The sequence below is a fragment of the Desulfovibrio sp. Fe33 genome, from assembly GCF_028532725.1.
Classification (GTDB): Bacteria; Desulfobacterota; Desulfovibrionia; order Desulfovibrionales; family Desulfovibrionaceae; genus Pseudodesulfovibrio.
In genome coordinates, this window is sequence record NZ_JAQKGU010000003.1 from 275301 (window position 1) to 294618 (window position 19318).

The 19318-nt window shown below is 60.9% G+C and carries 19 protein-coding genes; 9 read left to right on the plus strand and 10 right to left on the minus strand.

Annotated features, from left to right (window positions below; translation table 11 throughout):
- Window positions 1–3: 3 nt before the first annotated feature.
- The 5 genes from PSN43_RS06435 to PSN43_RS06455 all read right to left on the minus strand — a co-directional run bounded on the left by PSN43_RS06435 (window position 4) and on the right by PSN43_RS06455 (window position 4502).
- Complete coding sequence (locus tag PSN43_RS06435) at window positions 4–888, minus strand: amino acid ABC transporter permease (RefSeq protein WP_272699899.1); 885 nt, start codon at window positions 886–888, stop codon at window positions 4–6.
- A 13-nt stretch (window positions 889–901) separates the two neighbouring features.
- On the minus strand, window positions 902–1765 hold the full coding sequence (locus PSN43_RS06440) for a transporter substrate-binding domain-containing protein (protein WP_272699900.1): 864 nt from the start codon (window positions 1763–1765) through the stop codon (window positions 902–904).
- Window positions 1766–1915: 150 nt separating this feature from the next.
- Window positions 1916–2731, minus strand: coding sequence for an amino acid ABC transporter permease (locus tag PSN43_RS06445; protein ID WP_272699901.1), 816 nt, complete (start codon window positions 2729–2731; stop codon window positions 1916–1918).
- Window positions 2732–2844: 113 nt separating this feature from the next.
- Entirely contained in the window at window positions 2845–3486 is a 642-nt protein-coding gene (gene tmk / locus PSN43_RS06450) for a dTMP kinase (protein ID WP_272699902.1), read from the minus strand.
- Window positions 3462–4502: a 3'-5' exoribonuclease YhaM family protein gene (locus PSN43_RS06455; RefSeq protein ID WP_272699903.1), complete on the minus strand. Its 1041-nt coding sequence runs from the start codon at window positions 4500–4502 to the stop codon at window positions 3462–3464. The genes tmk and PSN43_RS06455 overlap by 25 nt, the downstream gene beginning before the upstream one ends.
- A 146-nt stretch (window positions 4503–4648) precedes the next feature.
- Here PSN43_RS06455 and surE point away from each other — a divergent pair, with 146 nt between their 5' ends.
- Window positions 4649–5401: a 5'/3'-nucleotidase SurE gene (surE, locus tag PSN43_RS06460; RefSeq protein WP_272699904.1), complete on the plus strand. Its 753-nt coding sequence runs from the start codon at window positions 4649–4651 to the stop codon at window positions 5399–5401.
- Between the two features lie 91 nt (window positions 5402–5492).
- The gene (gene gap / locus PSN43_RS06465; protein WP_272699905.1) at window positions 5493–6473 is read left to right on the plus strand and encodes a type I glyceraldehyde-3-phosphate dehydrogenase; all 981 of its coding nucleotides are present in this window, start codon (window positions 5493–5495) and stop codon (window positions 6471–6473) included.
- Between the two features lie 110 nt (window positions 6474–6583).
- Here gap and traT read toward each other — a convergent pair whose 3' ends face one another.
- From traT to trmFO, 5 genes are all read right to left on the minus strand, one after another.
- Entirely contained in the window at window positions 6584–7342 is a 759-nt protein-coding gene (traT, locus tag PSN43_RS06470) for a complement resistance protein TraT (protein ID WP_272699906.1), read from the minus strand.
- The gene (locus PSN43_RS06475) at window positions 7342–9582 is read right to left on the minus strand and encodes a S1C family serine protease (protein WP_272699907.1); all 2241 of its coding nucleotides are present in this window, start codon (window positions 9580–9582) and stop codon (window positions 7342–7344) included. Before PSN43_RS06475 ends, traT begins: the two co-directional genes overlap by 1 nt.
- A 22-nt stretch (window positions 9583–9604) precedes the next feature.
- Window positions 9605–9751: a hypothetical protein gene (locus PSN43_RS06480; RefSeq protein ID WP_272699908.1), complete on the minus strand. Its 147-nt coding sequence runs from the start codon at window positions 9749–9751 to the stop codon at window positions 9605–9607.
- A 21-nt stretch (window positions 9752–9772) separates the two neighbouring features.
- The gene (locus tag PSN43_RS06485) at window positions 9773–11077 is read right to left on the minus strand and encodes an O-acetylhomoserine aminocarboxypropyltransferase/cysteine synthase family protein (RefSeq protein WP_272699909.1); all 1305 of its coding nucleotides are present in this window, start codon (window positions 11075–11077) and stop codon (window positions 9773–9775) included.
- A gap of 229 nt (window positions 11078–11306) precedes the next feature.
- On the minus strand, window positions 11307–12707 hold the full coding sequence (gene trmFO / locus PSN43_RS06490; protein WP_336314025.1) for a methylenetetrahydrofolate--tRNA-(uracil(54)-C(5))-methyltransferase (FADH(2)-oxidizing) TrmFO: 1401 nt from the start codon (window positions 12705–12707) through the stop codon (window positions 11307–11309).
- A gap of 5 nt (window positions 12708–12712) precedes the next feature.
- Here trmFO and PSN43_RS06495 point away from each other — a divergent pair, with 5 nt between their 5' ends.
- The 7 genes from PSN43_RS06495 (at window position 12713) to PSN43_RS06525 (ending at window position 19316) form a co-directional block, all read left to right on the plus strand.
- Window positions 12713–13681, plus strand: a complete 969-nt coding sequence (locus PSN43_RS06495) for an ABC transporter ATP-binding protein (protein ID WP_272699911.1) — start codon at window positions 12713–12715, stop codon at window positions 13679–13681.
- Between the two features lie 3 nt (window positions 13682–13684).
- The gene (locus tag PSN43_RS06500) at window positions 13685–14644 is read left to right on the plus strand and encodes an ABC transporter ATP-binding protein (protein ID WP_272699912.1); all 960 of its coding nucleotides are present in this window, start codon (window positions 13685–13687) and stop codon (window positions 14642–14644) included.
- A 91-nt stretch (window positions 14645–14735) separates the two neighbouring features.
- Complete coding sequence (locus tag PSN43_RS06505; protein WP_272699913.1) at window positions 14736–15299, plus strand: HD domain-containing protein; 564 nt, start codon at window positions 14736–14738, stop codon at window positions 15297–15299.
- 96 nt (window positions 15300–15395) lie between these two features.
- A complete protein-coding gene (gene cbiQ / locus PSN43_RS06510) occupies window positions 15396–16166 on the plus strand; it encodes a cobalt ECF transporter T component CbiQ (RefSeq protein ID WP_272699914.1) in 771 nt (256 codons plus the stop codon).
- Window positions 16163–16879: an energy-coupling factor ABC transporter ATP-binding protein gene (locus PSN43_RS06515; protein WP_272699915.1), complete on the plus strand. Its 717-nt coding sequence runs from the start codon at window positions 16163–16165 to the stop codon at window positions 16877–16879. Before cbiQ ends, PSN43_RS06515 begins: the two co-directional genes overlap by 4 nt.
- 181 nt (window positions 16880–17060) lie before the next feature.
- The gene (locus PSN43_RS06520) at window positions 17061–18425 is read left to right on the plus strand and encodes an MATE family efflux transporter (protein ID WP_272699916.1); all 1365 of its coding nucleotides are present in this window, start codon (window positions 17061–17063) and stop codon (window positions 18423–18425) included.
- A gap of 9 nt (window positions 18426–18434) precedes the next feature.
- Window positions 18435–19316 (plus strand): DUF2156 domain-containing protein, encoded by an 882-nt coding sequence (locus tag PSN43_RS06525; protein ID WP_272700007.1) that lies wholly within the window; start codon window positions 18435–18437, stop codon window positions 19314–19316.
- Window positions 19317–19318: the final 2 nt, after the last annotated feature.

Here is a 19318-nt window from a genome sequence, read left to right on the forward strand (position 1 = left end):
GCATCACCTGTTCACGGCCAATTCCAGTTTACGGACAACCAAAGAGCAAAGGAACGTGAGCACGAAATACATAACCAGGACCAAGGTCCAGATTTCGAAACTCCGGTACGTGGTGGTCATGAGCTGCTGAGCCTGAAAGGTCAGTTCCTCGATGGATATGACCGAGACGATGGCCGAGTCCTTGATTATTGATATAAACTGTCCGGCCAGAGCTGGCAACATCCGTTGCAGAGCCTGCGGCAAAATGACGAGGCGCAGGGACTGGATGCGGGTCATGCCGAGGGATGCGGACGCCTCCCACTGCCCCGCCTCCACGGACTCGATGCCCGCCCGAACGATCTCCGCGATATATGCCGCTTCGAACAATGCCAGGGTAATGAGCGCGGACAGGAATCGGGGAAAACGGTTCATGGGCCCGAAGAACCAGCTCAGGACCTCCTTGGCCCCGTCGGACAAGATGTAGATGAAGTGGTCCACCCCCAGCAGGGACATGATCTGGTCGCCGATGAAGAAATAGAAGACGAAGATAAGCACCAGGGGCGGTGTGTTGCGGATAAGCCCCACATAGACCATCCCCACCTGCCGCTTGAACAGGCTCGGACTGACCCTGAAAAGCCCCATGAATATTCCCAGGACCACGGCCAGGATACCGGCCCACACTGACAGGCGAATAGTCGTGAACAGCCCCTGGACCAGGAGGCCGGGAACCGGAAAGCCCGTCTTCGGATCAATGCGCACCAGGAATTGGGGAATGATCTCCCATTTCCAGTGGTAATTCAGCCCGGTGGCGGCTTTGAAGAGTATGTAACCGAAGCCCCCTGCCAACGCCGCCAGGATGGCGACGTCCAGCAGGGTTATCTTCGGACGCTTGCAGGTCGATAAAGACAATGGAACTTCCCGGCTACTGAATCTGGCTTTCCCACTCGTGAGAGAAGAACCAATACTCGTACCGGTTCTGCAACCACCCCTTGCTCATGGTCACGCGGACCCAGTTGTCCAGCCAGTTCAGGAAGTCGAGATCACCCTTCCGCACGGCAAAGGCGATGGGCTCCCTGCTGAAGTCTTCAGAAAGAGGCAGATAGAATTGGTCCGCATACTCCTTGGACAGATTCAAAGGAAGCGGGTTGGAGGCGACCACGGCGTGCACGCGTCCGTTGAGCAGCTCCTGAATGGTCTGCGACTCCTCATCGAAAAAGAGGAGCTGGGCTTTGGGCAGAAAGTTCTTGGCAGCTTCGGCTGCGGTGGTGCCGAGCCGGACGGCGATGGTCGTGTCCGGATTGTTGAATTGCTCTACCGAGGAACGATCCCCGGCAAGCTTTCTGCTGGCCACGATGGACATGCCGGAATACTCGTACGGCTGGGAAAAATTCACCTTGAGGTTGCGCTGGGGGGTGATGGACATGCCACCGATAATGATATCGAACTTGCCGGTCAACAGGGCCGGGATGATGCCGGACCACTTGGTGGGCACGAATTCGACCTGAACGCCCATATCCTCGGCCAGACGCCGGGCCACCTCGATTTCAAAACCGATATATTCGCCGTTCTTGTCCTTCATGGCCCAGGGCTTGAAGGTGTCGAACCCGACTCGGATCACGCCGCGTTCAAGGATGGCGTCGAGTTGACCGCCCGACCCGGAAGCGGCTTCAACTGTGGCCGAATTTTTATTGTCCGCCGTTTGTTGCGAGGGCTGCTGACTGCACCCGAAGGCGGATGCGAGCAGGATGAAAAGTATGGCGAGGGCTTGAAGGCGGATGGTTTTCATGAGCTTCTCCTTGGTCGGCGTCAAAGCCGGTCATAGGGTTACTGGCAGGATTCCTGAGCAAAGGTGACGTGGGACACTCCGAGGATGGCGATCATTATCACGCCGCCGGTCTTCATGGCTCTCCAAATGGTCATGATGAACTCCCTTGTGTTATGGCCTAAGGCCGTTGGACCGTCCCTCCAGCAACCTGACCACCCCGGACAGTGCCAGAGTGACCACCAGGTAGATGGCGGCGACGGTGAACCAAATCTCGAAAGTCAAAAACGTTTCCGCGTCGATCATGCGCCCCCGCTGGGTCAGGTCCAGAATGGCGATGGTGCTGACCAGGGCCGAATCCTTGACCAGGGACACGGCCTGGCTGGTCAAAGGCGGCAGCACGCGCCGCACGGCCTGGGGCAAGATGATATGCCTGTACATGGCGTATGCTCCCATGCCGAGGCTCTTGGCGGCTTCCCATTGCCCCTTGTCGATGGAGGTTATGCCAGCCCGGAATATCTCCGATGCGTAAGCCCCCTCGAACAGACTCAATGCGATGACGGCCGAATTGAAGGCGGAGATGTCCAGAATGGGCGCGATGACAAAATATATGAAGAATATCTGAATGAGCAACGGGGTATTGCGGATCATCTCCATGTATCCGCGTGCCGTCCATCTCGCAGCCCAGGACGGCGACATACGCATCAATGCTGTGGCCAAACCTATGACCAGCATGAGCGCAAGGCTGATGCCCGTGATCTTGAACGTCACCCAGAGCCCTTCCATGAGCGGCCCCCAGGTGAAACCATGATCCGAGACCTGCCAGAGATACTGCGGAATGCGGTACCACTGCCAGTTGTACCCCAGCCGCTGGGAGCCCAGAATGAGCAGCCCGACGACGACGATCAGGAGAAATAGAGTCTTGGACGTATCCGCCAGGACAGAAAAAGACAAGATTCCTGATCGTTTGGGAAGTAATTCAGCCGACATGCTCTCCGAGGTGTTCTTAATTGATAATAGGAATTACCGCCAATGCGATTGCACCATAGCACAAAACCCGAAAGAATCCAGGCACCATTGTGCAAAAATGGACTGAATGCGGATCAACCTTCTCCTGCGCCGCCGGTCTCGATGGCCGCCCTGATCTGCGCGAAGACCTCGTCGGGCGTCCCGGAGGCGTCGACAACGCGGATTCGCTCCCGGTTGAAGGCGGCCCAGGTCAAATATCCCTGCCTGATCCGGTTGTGGAAAGAAAGGTGCTCGGCCTCGAACCGCCCTTCCTCCTTGGCCTTGCCTTCCTCAAGATTGCGGAGGGTGGCCCGCTTCAGCCCCTCCTCGGGGTCTATGTCCAGGACGATAGTCAGATCGGGCCACAGCCCGTCGACGGCCACCTCGTTGAGTTCCTTGAGCATGGTGGTGTCCAGGCCGCGCCCGTACCCCTGGTAAACGATGGTCGAATCCGCGAATCGGTCGCAAAGGACCACCTTTCCCGCTTCGAGACCGGGCCGAATGACCTGGCCCACATGCTGCGCGCGGTCCGCCAGATAAAGGAAAAGCTCGGTAATGGGCGTGATGTCCTTGTTGTCCACATGCAGAAGCATCTTGCGCAGTTCAACGCCCACACGGCTGCCGCCGGGCTCCAGGGTCAGGAGAACCTCCCTGCCCTGCTGCTCGAAATATTCCCGAACCCTGGCGATCTGCGTGGACTTTCCGGTCCCCTCTATGCCTTCAAAGGTAATAAACATTGATTCTCCGATTTCCCGTTCTGTTTTTTGGCGCTGTCCGGGGTCTGCTCGGGCCGGAACACGTTGCGCTCAAGGAACCGCATATAGGGCGACCAGCTCGTTCCGGTCTTGTCCATTTCGGCATAGGCCTGGTCGATGATGTTCAGTTTGGCATCCATGTTGTCCGCAAAATGCAGGATGAACGCCTCCGGGGTCTTGGGACGCACGGGGGAGCCGAACTCGTGCTCGCCGTGGTGGCTCGTAATCAGATGCTTGAGGTGCAATTTGAGGCCCTCTTCAAGGCGGGGCGCGCGGGCCAGAAACGGCTCCAGCTTTTCCACGCCGATCTGGATGTGGCCGAAAAGCCGCCCTTCGTCGGTGTAATCGTTGACCAGGCCGCCGGACAACTCCCAGGCCTTGCCCAGGTCGTGGAAAATGGCCCCTGCCAGCAACGTCTGGCGATCCAGGTCGGGATAAACGTCACACAGGGCCATGCACGCCCGGGCAACCCCCAAAGTATGCTCAAGCAGGCCGCCCACATAGGCGTGATGCACGGTCTTGGCGCCTGGAGCGGTCAGAAGCCTGAAGCGGATATCGTCACTGCCCAGCACCTTGCGGCAAAAAGCCTTCCACGGCTTGTGCTTCATATGCTCGGTAATCAGATCCTCCAGGGCCTCCATCATCTCCTCGGGCGGAACCTTGGACGCAGGCATAAAATCCGACAGGTCGACGCCAAGCGCGTTCCCGTCCAGCAGTTCCATTTGATCCACCTTGAGCTGATTCTTGTCGCGATAGCTCTCCACGAAACCTTTTACACGGACGAATATGCCTGGTTCAAGAGACGGATATTCAAGACTTTTCGGGCTCCATATCTTGCCGTCGACGGCCCCGGTGGCGTCCTGAAACGAAAGGTTCCAGTAAGGCCCGTTCTTTGACTGAGCCTGGTTGGCCACGGCCAGGAGAAAGATGTCGTCAACGGATTGGCCCGGTGACAGCGATTGGATATATTGCGACTTTTTGCCCACTGATCTTGCCATTGGATAGATGTTGAGGTACCCCGCCCGTACGCGTATTGTATGTATATCGGCGGGAAACGGCCCTGCGCTGATGCGGCGCGGCCGCTCTGGGTTATGAACCTGATTTCACACGTATTGTCAAATCCTAGCTTGCAGGCGGAAAAACGATGAACATTCTGCTCGCCAATGACGACGGCATCCAGGCCATCGGCCTTCGCGCCCTGTATTTCGCCCTCAAGGAAGCGGGCCACGACGTCCATGTGGTCGCGCCGGTGACGGAACAGTCCGCAGTGGGACACGCCGTAACCCTTGCCATGCCCATCAGGGTAAAACAGTTCCGGGAAAACGGTTTCGTGGGACAAGGCGTCTACGGCACGCCTGTGGACTGCGTCAAGCTCGGCCTGTCCACCCTGCTGGACGAAAAGCCCGACCTGGTCTTGTCCGGCATCAACGCCGGGGCCAACGTGGGCGTGGATATCCTTTACTCCGGTACGGTGTCCGCCGCAACCGAAGGCGCACTCATGGAAATTCCTTCCATGGCCGTTTCCATGGACAACTTCAATCCCGAGGACTTGAGCGGCCAGGCGCGGTATTGCGCCGACCTGCTGCCCCGAATCCCCTGGAGCGAGCTGCCGCGCAAGTGCGTGCTCAACCTCAATTTCCCAAACCTGCCCATTGAAGAGGCCCGGGAGATGGTTCTCTGCCCGCACACCAGGGCGTCCTACGACGACGTCTACGACACCAGGCAGGACCCGCGCGGCAGGCCGTACTACTGGCTCACTGGAGCCATCCCGCCGGAACGGATCAGCGCGGACCGGGACCGCGCCCTGCTGACCGCCGGACACATAACCATGACCCCGCTGCATTTCGATTTCACGGATCGGGAAACCCTGGACATGCTCAGGCGTACCGTTTCGTAACCCCCGTTGACGGAAAAACATCGGCACAGTATGATTGTTGCCCGATAAAACGTAACCCAGACATAATCGCATACCCACAGGAGGACTCGGCATGGCGACGAAAATAGGTTTGAACGGATTTGGACGCATCGGCCGGTATCTGACCCGACTGCTCGCGGAGGAGAACGACCTGGAATTGGTGGCCGTCAACGCACGCGCCTCGAACGAGGACCTTGCCCATCTGCTCAAATACGACTCCGTGCACGGCCGGTTCCTGGACGTGCAGCCCACCGAGGACGGCTTCATCGTGGCCGGGAAGCCGGTAAAGGTGACCCGCAACGCGCCCGGCGAATGGAACTGGGGCGAACTCGGCTGCGACCTGGTCGTTGAATCCACCGGCAAATTCACCGACCGCGAAAGCTGTGAGAAGCACCTGGCCTGCGGCGCCAAGAAAGTCATCATCTCCGCGCCCGGCAAGAACGCCGACGTGACCGTGGTCATCGGCGTGAACGACGAGGAGCTCAAGCCCGAGCACAAGATCATCTCCAACGCCTCCTGCACGACCAACTGTCTGGCTCCGGTGGCCAAGGTCATCCACGAAGCCTTCGGCATCAAGCACGGCATCATGACCACCGTGCACTCCTACACCATGAGCCAGCGCATCCTGGACGGCTCCCACAAGGACATGCGCCGCGCCCGCGCCTGCGCCATGAGCATGGTCCCCACCACCACCGGCGCGGCCAAGGCTGTCGGCCTGGTCATCCCCGAGCTCAACGGCCTGCTGGACGGCATGTCCATCCGCGTTCCCACCCCCAACGTTTCCCTGGTGGACCTGGTCTGCGAACTGAAGAAGGAAACCACCGTCGAGGAAGTCAACGCGGCCCTCAAGGCGGCGGCCAACGATTCCATGGGCTACACCGACGAGCCCCTGGTTTCCGTGGATTTCACCGGCTCCACCTTCGGCGGCGTGGTCGACAGCGCCCTGACCCGCGTCATGGGCGGCACCCAGGTCAAGGTCATTGCCTGGTACGACAACGAGGCCGGTTTCACCAACCAGTTGCTGCGCCTCATCAGGAAAACCGCCGCCATGTAGCGCGGTTTTCCCAAGTCCGGTCCCCGGGCTTGGCGGAAAAACAAACGAAAAGCCCCCGGCTCGCTGGAGCCGGGGGCTTTATTTTTTTGGGCGGAATCGCCGGTCAATCTCTAGATGATGTCCTTGAGAATGCGCAGATGCCGGGTGCGGACCTCGGAGATGATGTCCGACTTGTTCGCCCGGAAGCCGCCCGCGTAGACCGCCAGTTCAAGAGTTTCGCGGGAGCGGAATCCCTTGAAGTTGGTCTTTTTCTCCTTGATCTTCTTGCCGGTGACGAAGGAGATGGTCTTCTCATCCTCAATATGCTCGGGCATGACCGTTCCCATGGTCACGGAAGAGATAATGACGAACGTCTCCTCCGTGGCGTAATTGCGAATGATTTCGGAGAGAGCGGCCCCGATGACGGTCCCGGCGGCTGCGCCCGTAATGGCGTCCGCACCGCGCCCCCCCTGGATACCGGGCGCGGCCCCGGCCACACCGCCCGCGGCCGCTCCGAGGAAGGTATATTGCGAGGGCAGCATCTCCGTGGCCTGGCCGAAGTAACGGATGTTGATGTCGAGCAGAATGCCGAAATCATCTCCGTGAGTGACCTCGTAGCCGATGCTCTCGTAAGCCGCCTCAAGCTGGTCGCGGAAATTGTATATATCCAGGCTGGAATCGCCCGTGGTGTTGCGGATTCGGAGTTTGAGCCGGCTGTTCCGGAACATGGCTGGATCGGCCACGAACTCGCCGCTCTTGGTGGCCCCGTAGGAATAGCCGGAGGCCTCGTCCTTCACCAGCCGGTACGAGTTCTGTTGCCGCTCCACGCAGGAGGCCAGCAGGAACAACGCCCCAATCAGCACCATCGCGGTTTTCATCGTTTTCTTCATTATTTGCTCCCCTTGCATACGCTGATTCCGTTGTCGTCAAGAAAATCGAACACTTCCTTGTAGTGGATCGAGAAATTGAGTCCCTCGGCGGCCGCGCCGGACCCGGCTTTCTTGATGCCCCAGTCATGCACGCCAACCACATACTTGCCGTAGAAGACCGGCCCGCCGGAGTTGCCGCCATTGGTTGCCGCATCGGTCTGGATATACAGGACCTTGCTGTTGGACGACATGTAGTTGATGGGCGGCGTCTCCCGTATGGAGCTGATGACGCCCCGGGTGATGGAGAACTCCAATCCCTGCGGATGGCCGATGATCTCCAACGTCTCGCCCAGAGGCAATTCCCGCTTGTCGTAGAAGCAGACCGCCTTGCCCCGGATGTCCGCCTGGATCAAAGCCAGATCGACCCGCGCGTCCCGGGCGATGACGCGCCCCATGGTTTCGCGCTCGTCGAACCGCTTGAGCTGAACGTAGTTCGCCTCTTCCACCACGTGGTAGTTGGTGATGACCATATCGTCGGTGACGTAGAAGCCGGTGCCGATACCGGAACCGGTGTTGCGCACCAGCACAACGCTGTCGAACCGTTTGTCCGAATACTTGTCATACCCGTACGTCTCGTTCTTGCGCTTGAGCTGCGCGGTGCTGCGGTCGGCGGTAAAAGCACGCTGCACCTCGCCCATGTTCTTGTATTTCTTCACCTCGGCAGAACGACTTGCGTACTGGTCGAGCAAATCCGACAGATTGACGACCGTCGGTTCGAGTTCATAGCGGACCACGTCATCCTCCAGCACGGATTCCTGCAGGAACTTGGTGCGTTGCGGATCACTGTCCTGCAAGGCGTAGCATACGGTGAAAAAGGACTTCTCGCTGATATCGAAGGTGTCCCTGAAAATCCGCTTACGACGTTTGTCCACCACATAGTAGTTGACCGTGCCGAGCTTGTAGATATCCATGTACGCCTTGGTCACGGGGTAAGGCTGATAGTCGGGCACCTGAATGAACTTGGGTGTGACCCTGAGCTTTTCCTTGGCCTGCGAAAGACGCTTGTCCGTCTCCGCCACGAGGTCGTCCTTTTCCCCTTCCTCAATGTAATGAATGATCGGGTCCACGAGCCAATGCGTGGTTTCCTTGTTCGCGGCCGTCTGTTGCTCCCTGGTCGCCGCCTCCATCTCCGCCTTGGCAATCTCGTATTCGGGGTTGTCCTCGCGCGCGAAGGAGGCCACGTAGGTCGACTGAATCGTCTCCTCCCTGGCCACAACCCGTCGGGCCTTGGCCGTGGCGATGCCCACCAGGACGAGAATGTCCGCTTCCTGCACGGCCTCGCTCTGGAAGGCCGTGCGCATGGAGGCCTTGGACGCCTTGAACGGCATGTCCAGCTTGATGTCCAGGCCGAAATCGATGGCTTTGTCCCGAATCAGGTCAGGGCTGGTCACCTGAAGAAAGGCAATCTTGATGCCGGGGATGGTTTTCAGCTCAAGTCCGGCGTCCTTGCATTGCTCATACGCCGCGAGGATATCCTTGAGATCGGCCTTCGCGGGATTGGGGCACAGAGTCTTGAAATACTCCTGCGCCAGCCGCTCTCTGGAGGAATCAGGCAGGAACTTGCCGTAGTTGGCGAGAAACGCCGAAGACTGCTCCCGGGACATGGAGCCGACAGCCTTGCTCCACACGGCCTGATTCGCCGCGAGGAAATCCGTCTCATCGAGCTTCACGGGGTATACGTCAAAGAAATTTTGTCCGCCGCCCAGGGGAAAGGTCGCGAAATAGCCGGGGGCGTCCGCACGAACGGCCTCAGTTCTGGCCGACGCGATTTTGAGAGCCTGATCGTATCCAGCAGGCCTGAACCTGGGATATTTGAAGATTTCCATCTTCTTCAGACCGTCCGCCTTCGCGGCAAGCGCATCCATGGCGGACCGGACCTCGGCCCAACGGTTGCGATCCACCGGCCACGGCACAGCTTCGGCCTCAGCGCCAAGCTCGGCAATCAGCGGGGAATACTTGAACTCCAGCCCCTTGGCCAACCGGTCCATGGTGGACGCCACATCGGCGTTGCCCATGACCCCGGAGAAATAGGCTTCATTGGCCACCACGACTCCGGCGGCCTTATCAATCTGTCCCTGATCGAGCAAAGCGGCGGTTACCGCAGCAGGAGAATCATTGGAACCCGAGGCGGAGCCGCCCTGCTTCGCATTGCAGGACGAGAGGAGCAGACAGGACGAAATCAACAGGATCAAGACGGACAACTTACGGCACATGCAAACCTCGCTACTTTTCTTCAAGGAATGACGGCCAGATCCGAAGGCCGCCCCGCTCCTTTTCGATGATTTGAGCGGCCGCAAAGGAATACGCCAAATCAATATCGAGAGCAAGGCGAGGGCGGCAAAAAAAAAGCCCTGCGGGCAGGGCTTTCATAAAGGGATACAGGATATTCCGCTACCGTTGGGACATGGCCAACGCGCGGTCGAGGTCGTCGATGATGTCGTCCGCGTCCTCGATGCCCACGGAGATGCGCACCAGGTCTTCGGGCACGCCCGCCGCCTGCTGCTCCTCGGGAGTGGACTGGCCATGCGTGGTGGACGCCGGATGAATGACCAGGGTCTTGGCGTCGAGGATATTGGCCAGATGCGAACAAAGCTCCACGGACTCAATGAATTTCCGCCCCGCCTCCAGGCCGCCCTTGACCCCGAAGCCGAAAACAGCGCCCGGCCCAAGCGGGAAGGTGTTCTTGGCCCGGTCGTAGTCGGGATGGCTCGGCAGGCCCGCGTAGTTGACCCACTCCACGGCATAATGCCCTTCCAGAAATTCCGCGACCTTGCGGGCGTTCTCGCAATGTTGCCGCGCGCGCAGGGGCAGGGTTTCCATACCCTGAAGAATAAGGAAGCTGTTATGCGGAGACAGGGCCGCGCCCGTATCGCGCAAAAGACCGATGCGCACCTTGGTGGTGAACACGGGGCACGGCTCGCCGGACGGCCCGCCCAGGACCTCCCACAGATTCATGCCGTGATAGGTCGGGTCCGGCGCGGTCAATTCAGGATATTTTCCACCGGCGGCCCAATCGAAATCCCCCTTCTCCACAATGGCCCCGCCCATGGCCACGCCATGGCCGCCCACGATCTTGGTCAGGGAATACACCACGATATCGCAGCCGAAGTCGAAGGGATTGAAAATCGGCGGCGGAGCCACAGTGGCGTCAAGGATAAACGGCACCCCGTGGGCATGGGCGACTTTGGCGATGCCGGACAGATCGTCCACGTTGCAACGCGGGTTGCCTATGGCCTCGCTGTAAACCAGCCGGGTATTTTCGTCGATGGCGGCTTCGAAATTCGCAGGATCGGAGGAATCCACGAAACGCGCCTCGATCCCGAACCGCTTGAGGGTATGCTCGAACAAGGTCTGGGTCCCGCCGTAAAGGTTGGAGCCGGTGACGATGTTCTGGCCTGCGGACGCGATGGTCGTGACCGCATAGAAGATGGCGGCCATGCCGCTGGCGGTGGCGATGGCCCCGGCCCCGCCGTGCAGGGCGGCAAGCCGCTTCTCCAGCACGTCGGTCGTGGGGTTGTTCAGCCGTGTGTAGATATAGCCGGGTTCCTTGAGGGAAAAAACATCCGCGGCGTGTTTCGTGTCGCGGAACAGGTACGCGGTGGTCTGATATATGGGCACGGCCCGCGAGCCGGTCTCGTCCGGGGTATGCCCCGCGTGAAGGGCCACGGTCTGAGGCCCGTAATGTCTGTCGGTCATGGTATGTCTCCTTGGTCTGGGCAAAAACACGCCCGTTGCCCAATAAAATGCGCCTTCGACCTCGGGTTGGCAAGGGCGGACGCATCGCGATTCATGATCGGCTCCATAACCGGCGGGCAGTAAACCTGGCCCCCACCCCATTGAAGCGGGAACGCGCCGCGCCGGGGCACTGCGCCTTTCAGCCGGGCTGCCATTAACGGGAAATCAATCCCTCGGCCGCCCGACGGAATCAGCCCGCCAGGCCCGCCGACTCGAACCAGGCGGTGAAGGCTTCCTGGGCGCGCTTGCCGTAGGCTTCCTTGCGGAACTTCTTCTTTATCCGCCCCTCAAGCCCGGGCATAAGGCCGAAATTGACGTTGGACGGCTGGAACTGCTTGTCGGGCCGGGTCCGCAGATGATTCATGAGCGCGCCGAGCGCCGTTTCCACGGGCGGATCGACGACCTCCCCCCCATTGAACCGCTTGCCCAGGGTCAGTCCGAGCCACAATCCGCAGGCCGCCGACTCCAGATACCCTTCCACTCCGGTAATCTGCCCCGCCAGATATACGCCGGGCCGGTTCCGGAGTTGCAGGGTCCCGTCCAGGACCTCGGGCGCATTGACGTAGGTGTTGCGGTGAATGGAACCGAGCCGCAGGAACTCGGCATTTTCCAGGCCGGGAATCATGCGGAAGATGCGTTTTTGCTCCGGGTACTTGAGCTTGGTCTGGAAACCCACCAGATTGAAGGCGGTCTTGTCCGCGTTCTCGGTGCGAAGCTGAACGATGGCGAAGGGACGCTCGCCGGTCCTGGGGTCCACGAACCCCACGGGCTTGAGCGGGCCGAAAGCGAGCGTCATCTCGCCGCGCTCGGCCATGGCCTCCACGGGCAGGCACGCCTCGAAATGCACTTCCTTCTCGAAGTCGCGCGGCTTGACCTTCTCGCCCTCCAGCAACGCGGCCACGAACGCCTTGTACTCGGCCTCGTCCATGGGGCAGTTGAGATAGTCGTCGTCCTCGGGCTTCCAGCGTGATCCCCAGAACGCCTTGTCGAAATCGACGGATTCGCGCGAAATGATGGGCGCGATGGCGTCGTAGAAATAGAGCCGTGCGTCGCCTACGGCGGACATGAGGCTTTCAGTCAGGTCGGCGCTGGCCAGGGGACCGGCGGCCACGACCACCGCGTCGCAGTCCTTGAGCGCGTCGTCGTCCAGGGAGGTTATTTCCCGGCGGACCACGGTAATGAGCTCATGGCCCTCGATCTTATCGGTGATGTATTCGGAAAACAGGGTGCGGTCCACGGCCAGCGCTCCGCCCGCCGGAACCCTTGTGGCAAAGGCCGCTTCCATGACCAGGCTGCCCAGGGCTTCCATTTCATCCTTGAGCAGGCCTATGGCCGCCGCCGGACCTGTGGCGCGAAAAGAGTTGGAGCAGACCAGCTCGGCCAGTCCGTCCTCGGTGTGGGCCTCGGAATGTTTTTCGGGCTTCATCTCGAAAAGAGTCACCGAGACCCCGGCGCGCGCCAGTTGCCAGGCGCAGTCGCACCCGGCCAGACCGCCGCCCACTATCACCACATGTGCCATTTCCCCTCCCGGGTATCGTTTACGTCCGCCGCAATATGCCGTATAGGTGGCCTGACTGCGAACCTGCGGAATTCCTTATGACAAAACCATTACTGGACATACGCGAGCTGACCACCTGCTTTTCCTCGCCCCAGGGCATCGCCAAGGCGGTGGATAACGTCAGCCTTTCCTTTATGCAAGGAGAAACCCTGGCCGTGGTCGGCGAGTCGGGTTGCGGCAAGACCGTGCTCGCCCTTTCCATCCTCGGACTCATACCCGACCCGCCGGGCCGGGTCACGGACGGAAGCATCCTGTACAGGGGCAAGGACCTCCTCGACATGCCTGAGAGCGAACTCCGGCGCATCCGGGGCAACGCCATCTCCATGATCTTCCAGGAGCCCATGACCGCCCTCAATCCGGTCTTCCGCATCGACGACCAGATCGCCGAGCCGTTGCGGCTGCACCAGGGATTCGGCAAACACGAGGCCCTGGAAAAAGCCGTGGACGCGCTCAAGCTGGTGGGCATCCCGAACCCGGCCAAGGTCGCGCGGTCCTACCCGCACGAGCTGTCCGGCGGTATGCGCCAGAGGGTCATGATCGCCATGGCCCTGGCCTGCAATCCCGACATTCTCATCGCCGACGAGCCGACCACAGCACTGGACGTAACCATACAGGCGCAAATTCTCGACCTGATGGACGACCTCAGGGAACGGATGAACGGCTCGCTCATGCTCATCACCCACGACCTCGGCGTGGTGGCCCGCATGGCCCGGCGCGTGGCCGTCATGTACTCGGGCAAAATCGTCGAACTGGCGGGAGTGGACGAACTCTACGCCGAGCCGCTGCACCCCTACACCAGGGGGCTGCTCGCCTCCATGCCGTCGCTGGGCGAAACCCGCGAGCTCAACCCCATCCCCGGCATCGTGCCGGGCATCTTCGACCTGCCCCAGGGGTGCCGCTTCCATCCCCGCTGTCCCGAGGCGTACCGGAAATGCTCGCTCCTGCTCCCTCCGCTGTTCGAACCCGAGCCGGGCCGCAAGGTCCGCTGCTGGCTTTACGAGGACTAGGCCATGGCCCTGCTCGAACTGATAAACGTGACCAAACACTACAGGGTCTCCGGCGGAATGCTCGGGCTCGTCACCGGCACGGTGCGCGCCGTGGACGGCGTGAACCTGAGCGTGGACCGCGGCGAGACCCTCGGCCTGGTGGGGGAATCGGGGTGCGGCAAGTCCACACTCGCGAAATGCATCATGGGCCTCGAACCCATCACCTCCGGCGAAGTCGTCTTCGGCGACCGTTCCATCGCCGCCTGGGATGAAAAAAAGCTGCGCGCCAAAATGCAGATGATCTTCCAGGACCCCTATTCCTCCCTCAATCCGAGGCAGAAAATCGGCTCCATCATCCGCGAAGGGCTGGATATCCACGATATCGGCACCAAGGACGAACGGCGCGATAAAGTGGCCGACCTTCTGAAGCTGGTCGGACTGCGGCCCGAACACGGCCAACGCTACCCCCATGAATTTTCCGGCGGCCAACGCCAGCGTGTGGCCGTGGCCCGCGCCCTGGCCTTGGACCCGACCCTGGTGGTCTGCGACGAGCCCGTGTCCGCCCTGGACGTGTCGGTGCAGGCCCAGGTCCTCGGCCTGCTGAAGACCCTGCAGAAACGGCTGAGTCTGACCTATGTCTTCATCTCCCACGACCTGTCCGTGGTCAGCCACATCTGCGACCGCGTCGCGGTCATGTATCTCGGAAGGATTATGGAAATAGGTCCAAGCAAGGCCCTGTTCGCCGCCCCCAGGCACCCGTACACCGAAGCCCTGCTCTCAGCCGTGCTGCGGCCTGATCCGACCGTCCGGCCCCAGCGCATCGCGCTCACGGGCGACATGCCCAGCCCCATGGACCCGCCCAAGGGTTGTCCTTTCCATCCCCGCTGTCCGAAAGCCTTCGACAAATGCAGGACGGACCGCCCGGAGCTCATGGAGCAGCCCGACGGCGTACGCGCGGCCTGCTGGCTCCACGGCGGGCTGTAACTGTACCGCACCGCTACCGGGCCATCTGTATCTGGACCGGGCGGTGACATTGGGGCATCCTTTCCCGAAATCAAACCAGTTAGGAGCGCACATGATAACGCGAGAAGAAGCCGTCGCCCTGCTCAAGGCGCACAACACCGAAGCCAACCTGATCCACCACGCCCTGGAATCCGAGGCCGTCATGCGCGGCCTGGCCCGCAAACTGGGCAGGGATGAGGATCTGTGGGGCCTTACGGGCCTGCTCCACGACCTCGACTACGCCACGACCAAGGACGTCCCCGCCCGCCATGGGCTGGATACCGTCGACCTGCTGGCCGACAAGCTGCCTGAAGAGGCCCTGTCCGCCATCCGCCGCCACGCCGCCGAAATGAACGGCTCCGAGGGACCGGAAGCCGAATTCGACTACGCCCTGCGCTGCGGCGAGACCGTCACCGGCATGGTCCACGCGGGCGCGCTGGTGCGACCGACCAAGATTGACGGCATGACGCCCAAAAGCCTCAAGAAAAAGATGAAGGACAAGGCGTTCGCGGCAAGCGTCAACCGGGACTGTATCCGGGAATGCGAGAAGATCGGCGTGGAGCTCGGCGAATTCCTGCAAATCGCCATTGATTCCGTTACCGACATCGCTCCGGAAGTGGGACTCGCCGCCGAGTAGGGCCTGTTGCGCGGCCACGGGTTTTGTATTACTCCTGTGAATCGGCCGAAGCGTCGTATTGAATTCCCCGGATATGCTTGACAAACAGGAGGTTGAGTGGCCGCACTGACCGAGCCGTTCGCCACGGGCGACTCCTTTCTGCATCGCATGGATCCGCGCATCCGACTCGTCGCCGCGCTGGTCCTGAGCGTGCCTGTGGCCCTGTTGCCCGAGTCCCGGCCCGCCTGGCTCGCGCTGGCCGCCGGGCTGATCCTGGTAAAGATGGCCCGTCTCGATCTTTTGGTGGTGCTGAAAAGGCTGCTGATGGTCAACTTCTTCATCGCCTTCCTGTGGTTCTTTCTGCCCTTCTCCGTGCCCGGCGAACCGGTCTTCGACCTCGGCCCGCTGCACGCCACGGCCCAGGGCATCGACCGGGCCCTGCTCATCACGGTCAAGTCAAATGCCGTGGTCATCAGTCTGATGGCCCTGCTCGGGACCATTTCGATACAGAATCTGGGCCCGGCCCTGCAACAGCTCGGCGTTCCCGACAAGCTGTGCCACATACTGCTCTTCACCCACCGCTACGTCTTCTCCATCTATCAGGAATACACGACCATGCGCCAGGCCATGCGGGCGCGCGGGTTCAAGCCGCGCACTGACAGGCACACCTACCGCACCTTCGCCTGGCTCGTCGGGATGCTCCTGGTCAAGAGCTGGGACCGCGCGGAACGGGTTCAGGGGGCCATGCGCTGCCGGGGATTCCACGGCCGTTTCTACAGTCTGGCCGCGTTCAGGACACGGCCCCCGGATTATCTGTTTCTCGCCGCCTGCGTCGCATTGAGCGCGGGCCTCGCATACATGGGCTTCATCCAAGGGGGACTGTCGTGAGCCACGCCATCATCCAATTGAAGGACATCTTCTATGCCTTCCCCGGCCGGGGCGACACCCTCAAAGGGCTGACCTTCCATCTGCATCCGGGAGAAAAACTCGGGCTGTTCGGGCCGAACGGCGCGGGCAAATCCACCATGCTGCACATCCTCATGGGATTGATCGCCCCGGACAAGGGCGAGGTGGAGCTGTTCGGCGTTCCCATGACCGACAACAAAGCGTTCGAGACCGCCCGACCGAGGATAGGCTTCCTGTTTCAGCACTCGGACGACCAACTGTTTTGCCCCACGGTCCTCGACGACGTGGCCTTCGGCCCCCTCAACCAGGGACTTACGCGCGAGCAGGCCGCCGACCGGGCCAAAGAGGCGCTCAAGACCGTCGGCCTGGAGGGATTCGAAGACCGCGTTCCGCACCGGCTTTCCGGCGGCGAAAAGAAGCTGGTCGCCCTGGCCACGGTCCTGTCCATGCGGCCCGAAGTCCTGGTTCTGGATGAACCGACAACCGGCCTCTCTCCCGAGGCCAAAGAGCGACTGGTAGCCATCCTCGCCGGGCTGGACATGGCCCGCCTGGTAGTCTCCCACGATATGGACTTCCTGACCGCCACCACGGATCGGTTGCTGGCCATGCGCGAAGGACAAATCGGGCACGGCGAGCTAAAGCCGCACAGCCACATCCATGTGCACGTGGAAGGGGACATCCCCCATCAGCACTGAGCCTTCCACGGCCGATATGACGCGTTACGGGAATCGCCCCTCGACGCTTCCGGGCCGGGCAAATACCGTCCCTCCCCTTGGCAACGCGAAATAAGAACCTATTATGAAGCACAGGCCCGTCAAATTCGTCGGGTCCGAGACAAAACGCCCCACGATGCCGAACACCGATCTCACCGCACAAATGTCGCACTCCCCTTCCAGAACCATCTGGAAACTGGCGTGGCCCCAGCTCATCATGACCATGTTCCATGTGCTCATCGGCATGACGGACGTCTGGGTGGCGGGATATATCTCGCGCGAGGTCCAGGCCTCGCTCGGCATCATCACCCAGTCCCTCTTCTTCCTGCTGGTGGTGGCCATGGCCGTGGCCAACGGCGCGGTGGCGGCCATCAGCCAATCCATCGGGGCGGGACTGGAAAAACGGGCCACACGGTATGTGGGCTTGTGCCTGATTCTGGCGGCCCTGCTCGGCGCGGTGTTCCTGGTTCTGGGCCTGCCGCTCAAGAACCTCCTGTTGAGCGCATTGCAGGTGCCGGAGTCCATGCGCCCGGTGACGCAGTATTTCCTGACCGTGTTCCTGCTCCTGCTTCCGCCTTACTATATCCTGCTCATCACCAACGCCATCTTCCGTGCGCGCAAGCAGGTGATCTACCCCCTGTATTGCATGATAATCGTCACGTCCCTCAACACCGTGCTCGACCTGGGACTGGGCCTGGGCTGGTTCGGTATGCCGAACATCGGTTACAAGGGGTTGGCCTGGGCCACCTTCGGCTCGGTCACCTGCGGCGCGCTTTTCAATCTGGCGCTCCTGGCCAGACAGGGACAACTGCGTCCCGCCTGCTTTGCGCCCTGGCGCTGGATGAAACGGGCCACCCCCTACCTTGTCAAAGTCGCATGGCCGTCGGGCCTCATGCAGGTCGTCTGGCAGTCCGGCTACCTGGTGCTCTACGCCATCACCGCAAGCCTGCCCGGCGGCGCGGTCAACGCGCTGGCGGGCATGTCCATCGGACTGCGCATCGAGTCGCTCCTGTTCATGCCGGCCATGGCTTTCAACATGACCGCGTCCATCCTGGTGGGCCACTACCTCGGAGCGCGGCAGCCGGAAGAGGCCAAACGGTTCGGCTTCCGCATCCTCGTCATCGGACTGGTGTCCATCTCTGTTTTCGCCCTGGTGGTCTGGCAATTCATCAACCCGTGGGTGGCCCTGCTCACCCGCGACGCCGCCGTGGCCGCGCAGGCGGTCAGCTATCTTAAATGGAACCTCCTGGCCATTCCCTTCACCCTGTCCAGCATGATCCTGGCCGGGGCGTTCAACGGCGCGGGAGCCACCCTGTACAACATGCTCATCATGGGGGCGGCCACATGGTGTCTCAGGCTGCCGCTGGCATACATCCTGGGCCACCAGATCATGGACGGCGCCGAAGGCATCTGGATCGCCATGTTCTGCTCACAGATCGTCCAGTCCTCCACCCTGCTCTACTTCTACAAATTCAAGAACTGGCAACGTTTCGCCATGATCCGCAATCGAAACGGCCACAAAGGATAAGCAATGTCTATGACCCTGCAATTCGAACCCATCTCCCTGGACCGGCAGGACGAATACCATGAAGCCCTGACCGGCTGTCCTCAACTCATGACCAGCGACTTCTCCTTTGCCAACGTTTTCGGCTGGGCAGAACACTATGGACTGGAATGGGCCTTCCACGACAAACTGTGCTTCATCCGCCAGACCAAGCCGGAACAGGTCTGCTGGGCTCCGGTGGGTCCCTGGGAAGAGTACGACTGGGCCGATTGCCGGGCCATGACCGAAGGGAAACGGTTCGTCCGCGTGCCCGAAGCCCTGACCAGGCTGTGGTCCATTGCCTACGGCAACAAGATCACCATTTCCGAGAGCCGCGAGCATTGGGATTACGTCTATTCGGTGGAAGAGCTCATCTCCCTCAAGGGCAAGGCCTTCCACAAGAAAAAGAACCTGCTCAATCAGTTCAAGAAGAGCTACCTCTACACCTACGAATCCATGGCCCCCGAGTGCGTGGAGGAGGTGCTGGAGATGCAGGACGAGTGGTTCAAGTGGTACGAGGAGAACAACCCCTCGGAAGCGCTTGAGGCGGAAAACCACGCCATCACCCGGGTGCTCCAGCACATCGACCAGATCAAGGGGCTGATGGGAGCGACCATCCGCGTGGAGGGCAAGGTCATCGCCTACACCGTGGCCGAACCGCTGTGCGAAAACTCCCTGGTCATCCACTTCGAGAAGGGGGACGTCCGCTACAAGGGCGTGTACCAGGCCATCAACCAGATGTTCCTGGAAAACGACGGCGCGGAGTTCACCAACGTCAACCGCGAACAGGACCTGGGGGACCCGGGCCTGCGCAAGGCGAAGATGTCGTACAATCCCTCCTTCTTCCTGAAAAAATTCGAGGCCGAACTGCTCTAGCC

Bases quoted from the DNA above. Each gene is read 5' to 3' on its own strand.
- PSN43_RS06440 (WP_272699900.1), bottom strand. From the start codon at position 1,765: ATGAAAACCATCCGCCTTCAAGCCCTCGCCATACTTTTCATCCTGCTC.
- PSN43_RS06445 (WP_272699901.1), bottom strand. From the start codon at position 2,731: ATGTCGGCTGAATTACTTCCCAAACGATCAGGAATCTTGTCTTTTTCT.
- tmk (WP_272699902.1), bottom strand. From the start codon at position 3,486: ATGTTTATTACCTTTGAAGGCATAGAGGGGACCGGAAAGTCCACGCAG.
- PSN43_RS06455 (WP_272699903.1), bottom strand. From the start codon at position 4,502: ATGGCAAGATCAGTGGGCAAAAAGTCGCAATATATCCAATCGCTGTCA.
- surE (WP_272699904.1), top strand. From the start codon at position 4,649: ATGAACATTCTGCTCGCCAATGACGACGGCATCCAGGCCATCGGCCTT.
- gap (WP_272699905.1), top strand. From the start codon at position 5,493: ATGGCGACGAAAATAGGTTTGAACGGATTTGGACGCATCGGCCGGTAT.
- traT (WP_272699906.1), bottom strand. From the start codon at position 7,342: ATGAAGAAAACGATGAAAACCGCGATGGTGCTGATTGGGGCGTTGTTC.
- PSN43_RS06480 (WP_272699908.1), bottom strand. From the start codon at position 9,751: ATGAAAGCCCTGCCCGCAGGGCTTTTTTTTTGCCGCCCTCGCCTTGCT.
- PSN43_RS06485 (WP_272699909.1), bottom strand. From the start codon at position 11,077: ATGACCGACAGACATTACGGGCCTCAGACCGTGGCCCTTCACGCGGGG.
- PSN43_RS06495 (WP_272699911.1), top strand. From the start codon at position 12,713: ATGACAAAACCATTACTGGACATACGCGAGCTGACCACCTGCTTTTCC.
- PSN43_RS06500 (WP_272699912.1), top strand. From the start codon at position 13,685: ATGGCCCTGCTCGAACTGATAAACGTGACCAAACACTACAGGGTCTCC.
- PSN43_RS06505 (WP_272699913.1), top strand. From the start codon at position 14,736: ATGATAACGCGAGAAGAAGCCGTCGCCCTGCTCAAGGCGCACAACACC.
- PSN43_RS06520 (WP_272699916.1), top strand. From the start codon at position 17,061: ATGTCGCACTCCCCTTCCAGAACCATCTGGAAACTGGCGTGGCCCCAG.
- PSN43_RS06525 (WP_272700007.1), top strand. From the start codon at position 18,435: ATGACCCTGCAATTCGAACCCATCTCCCTGGACCGGCAGGACGAATAC.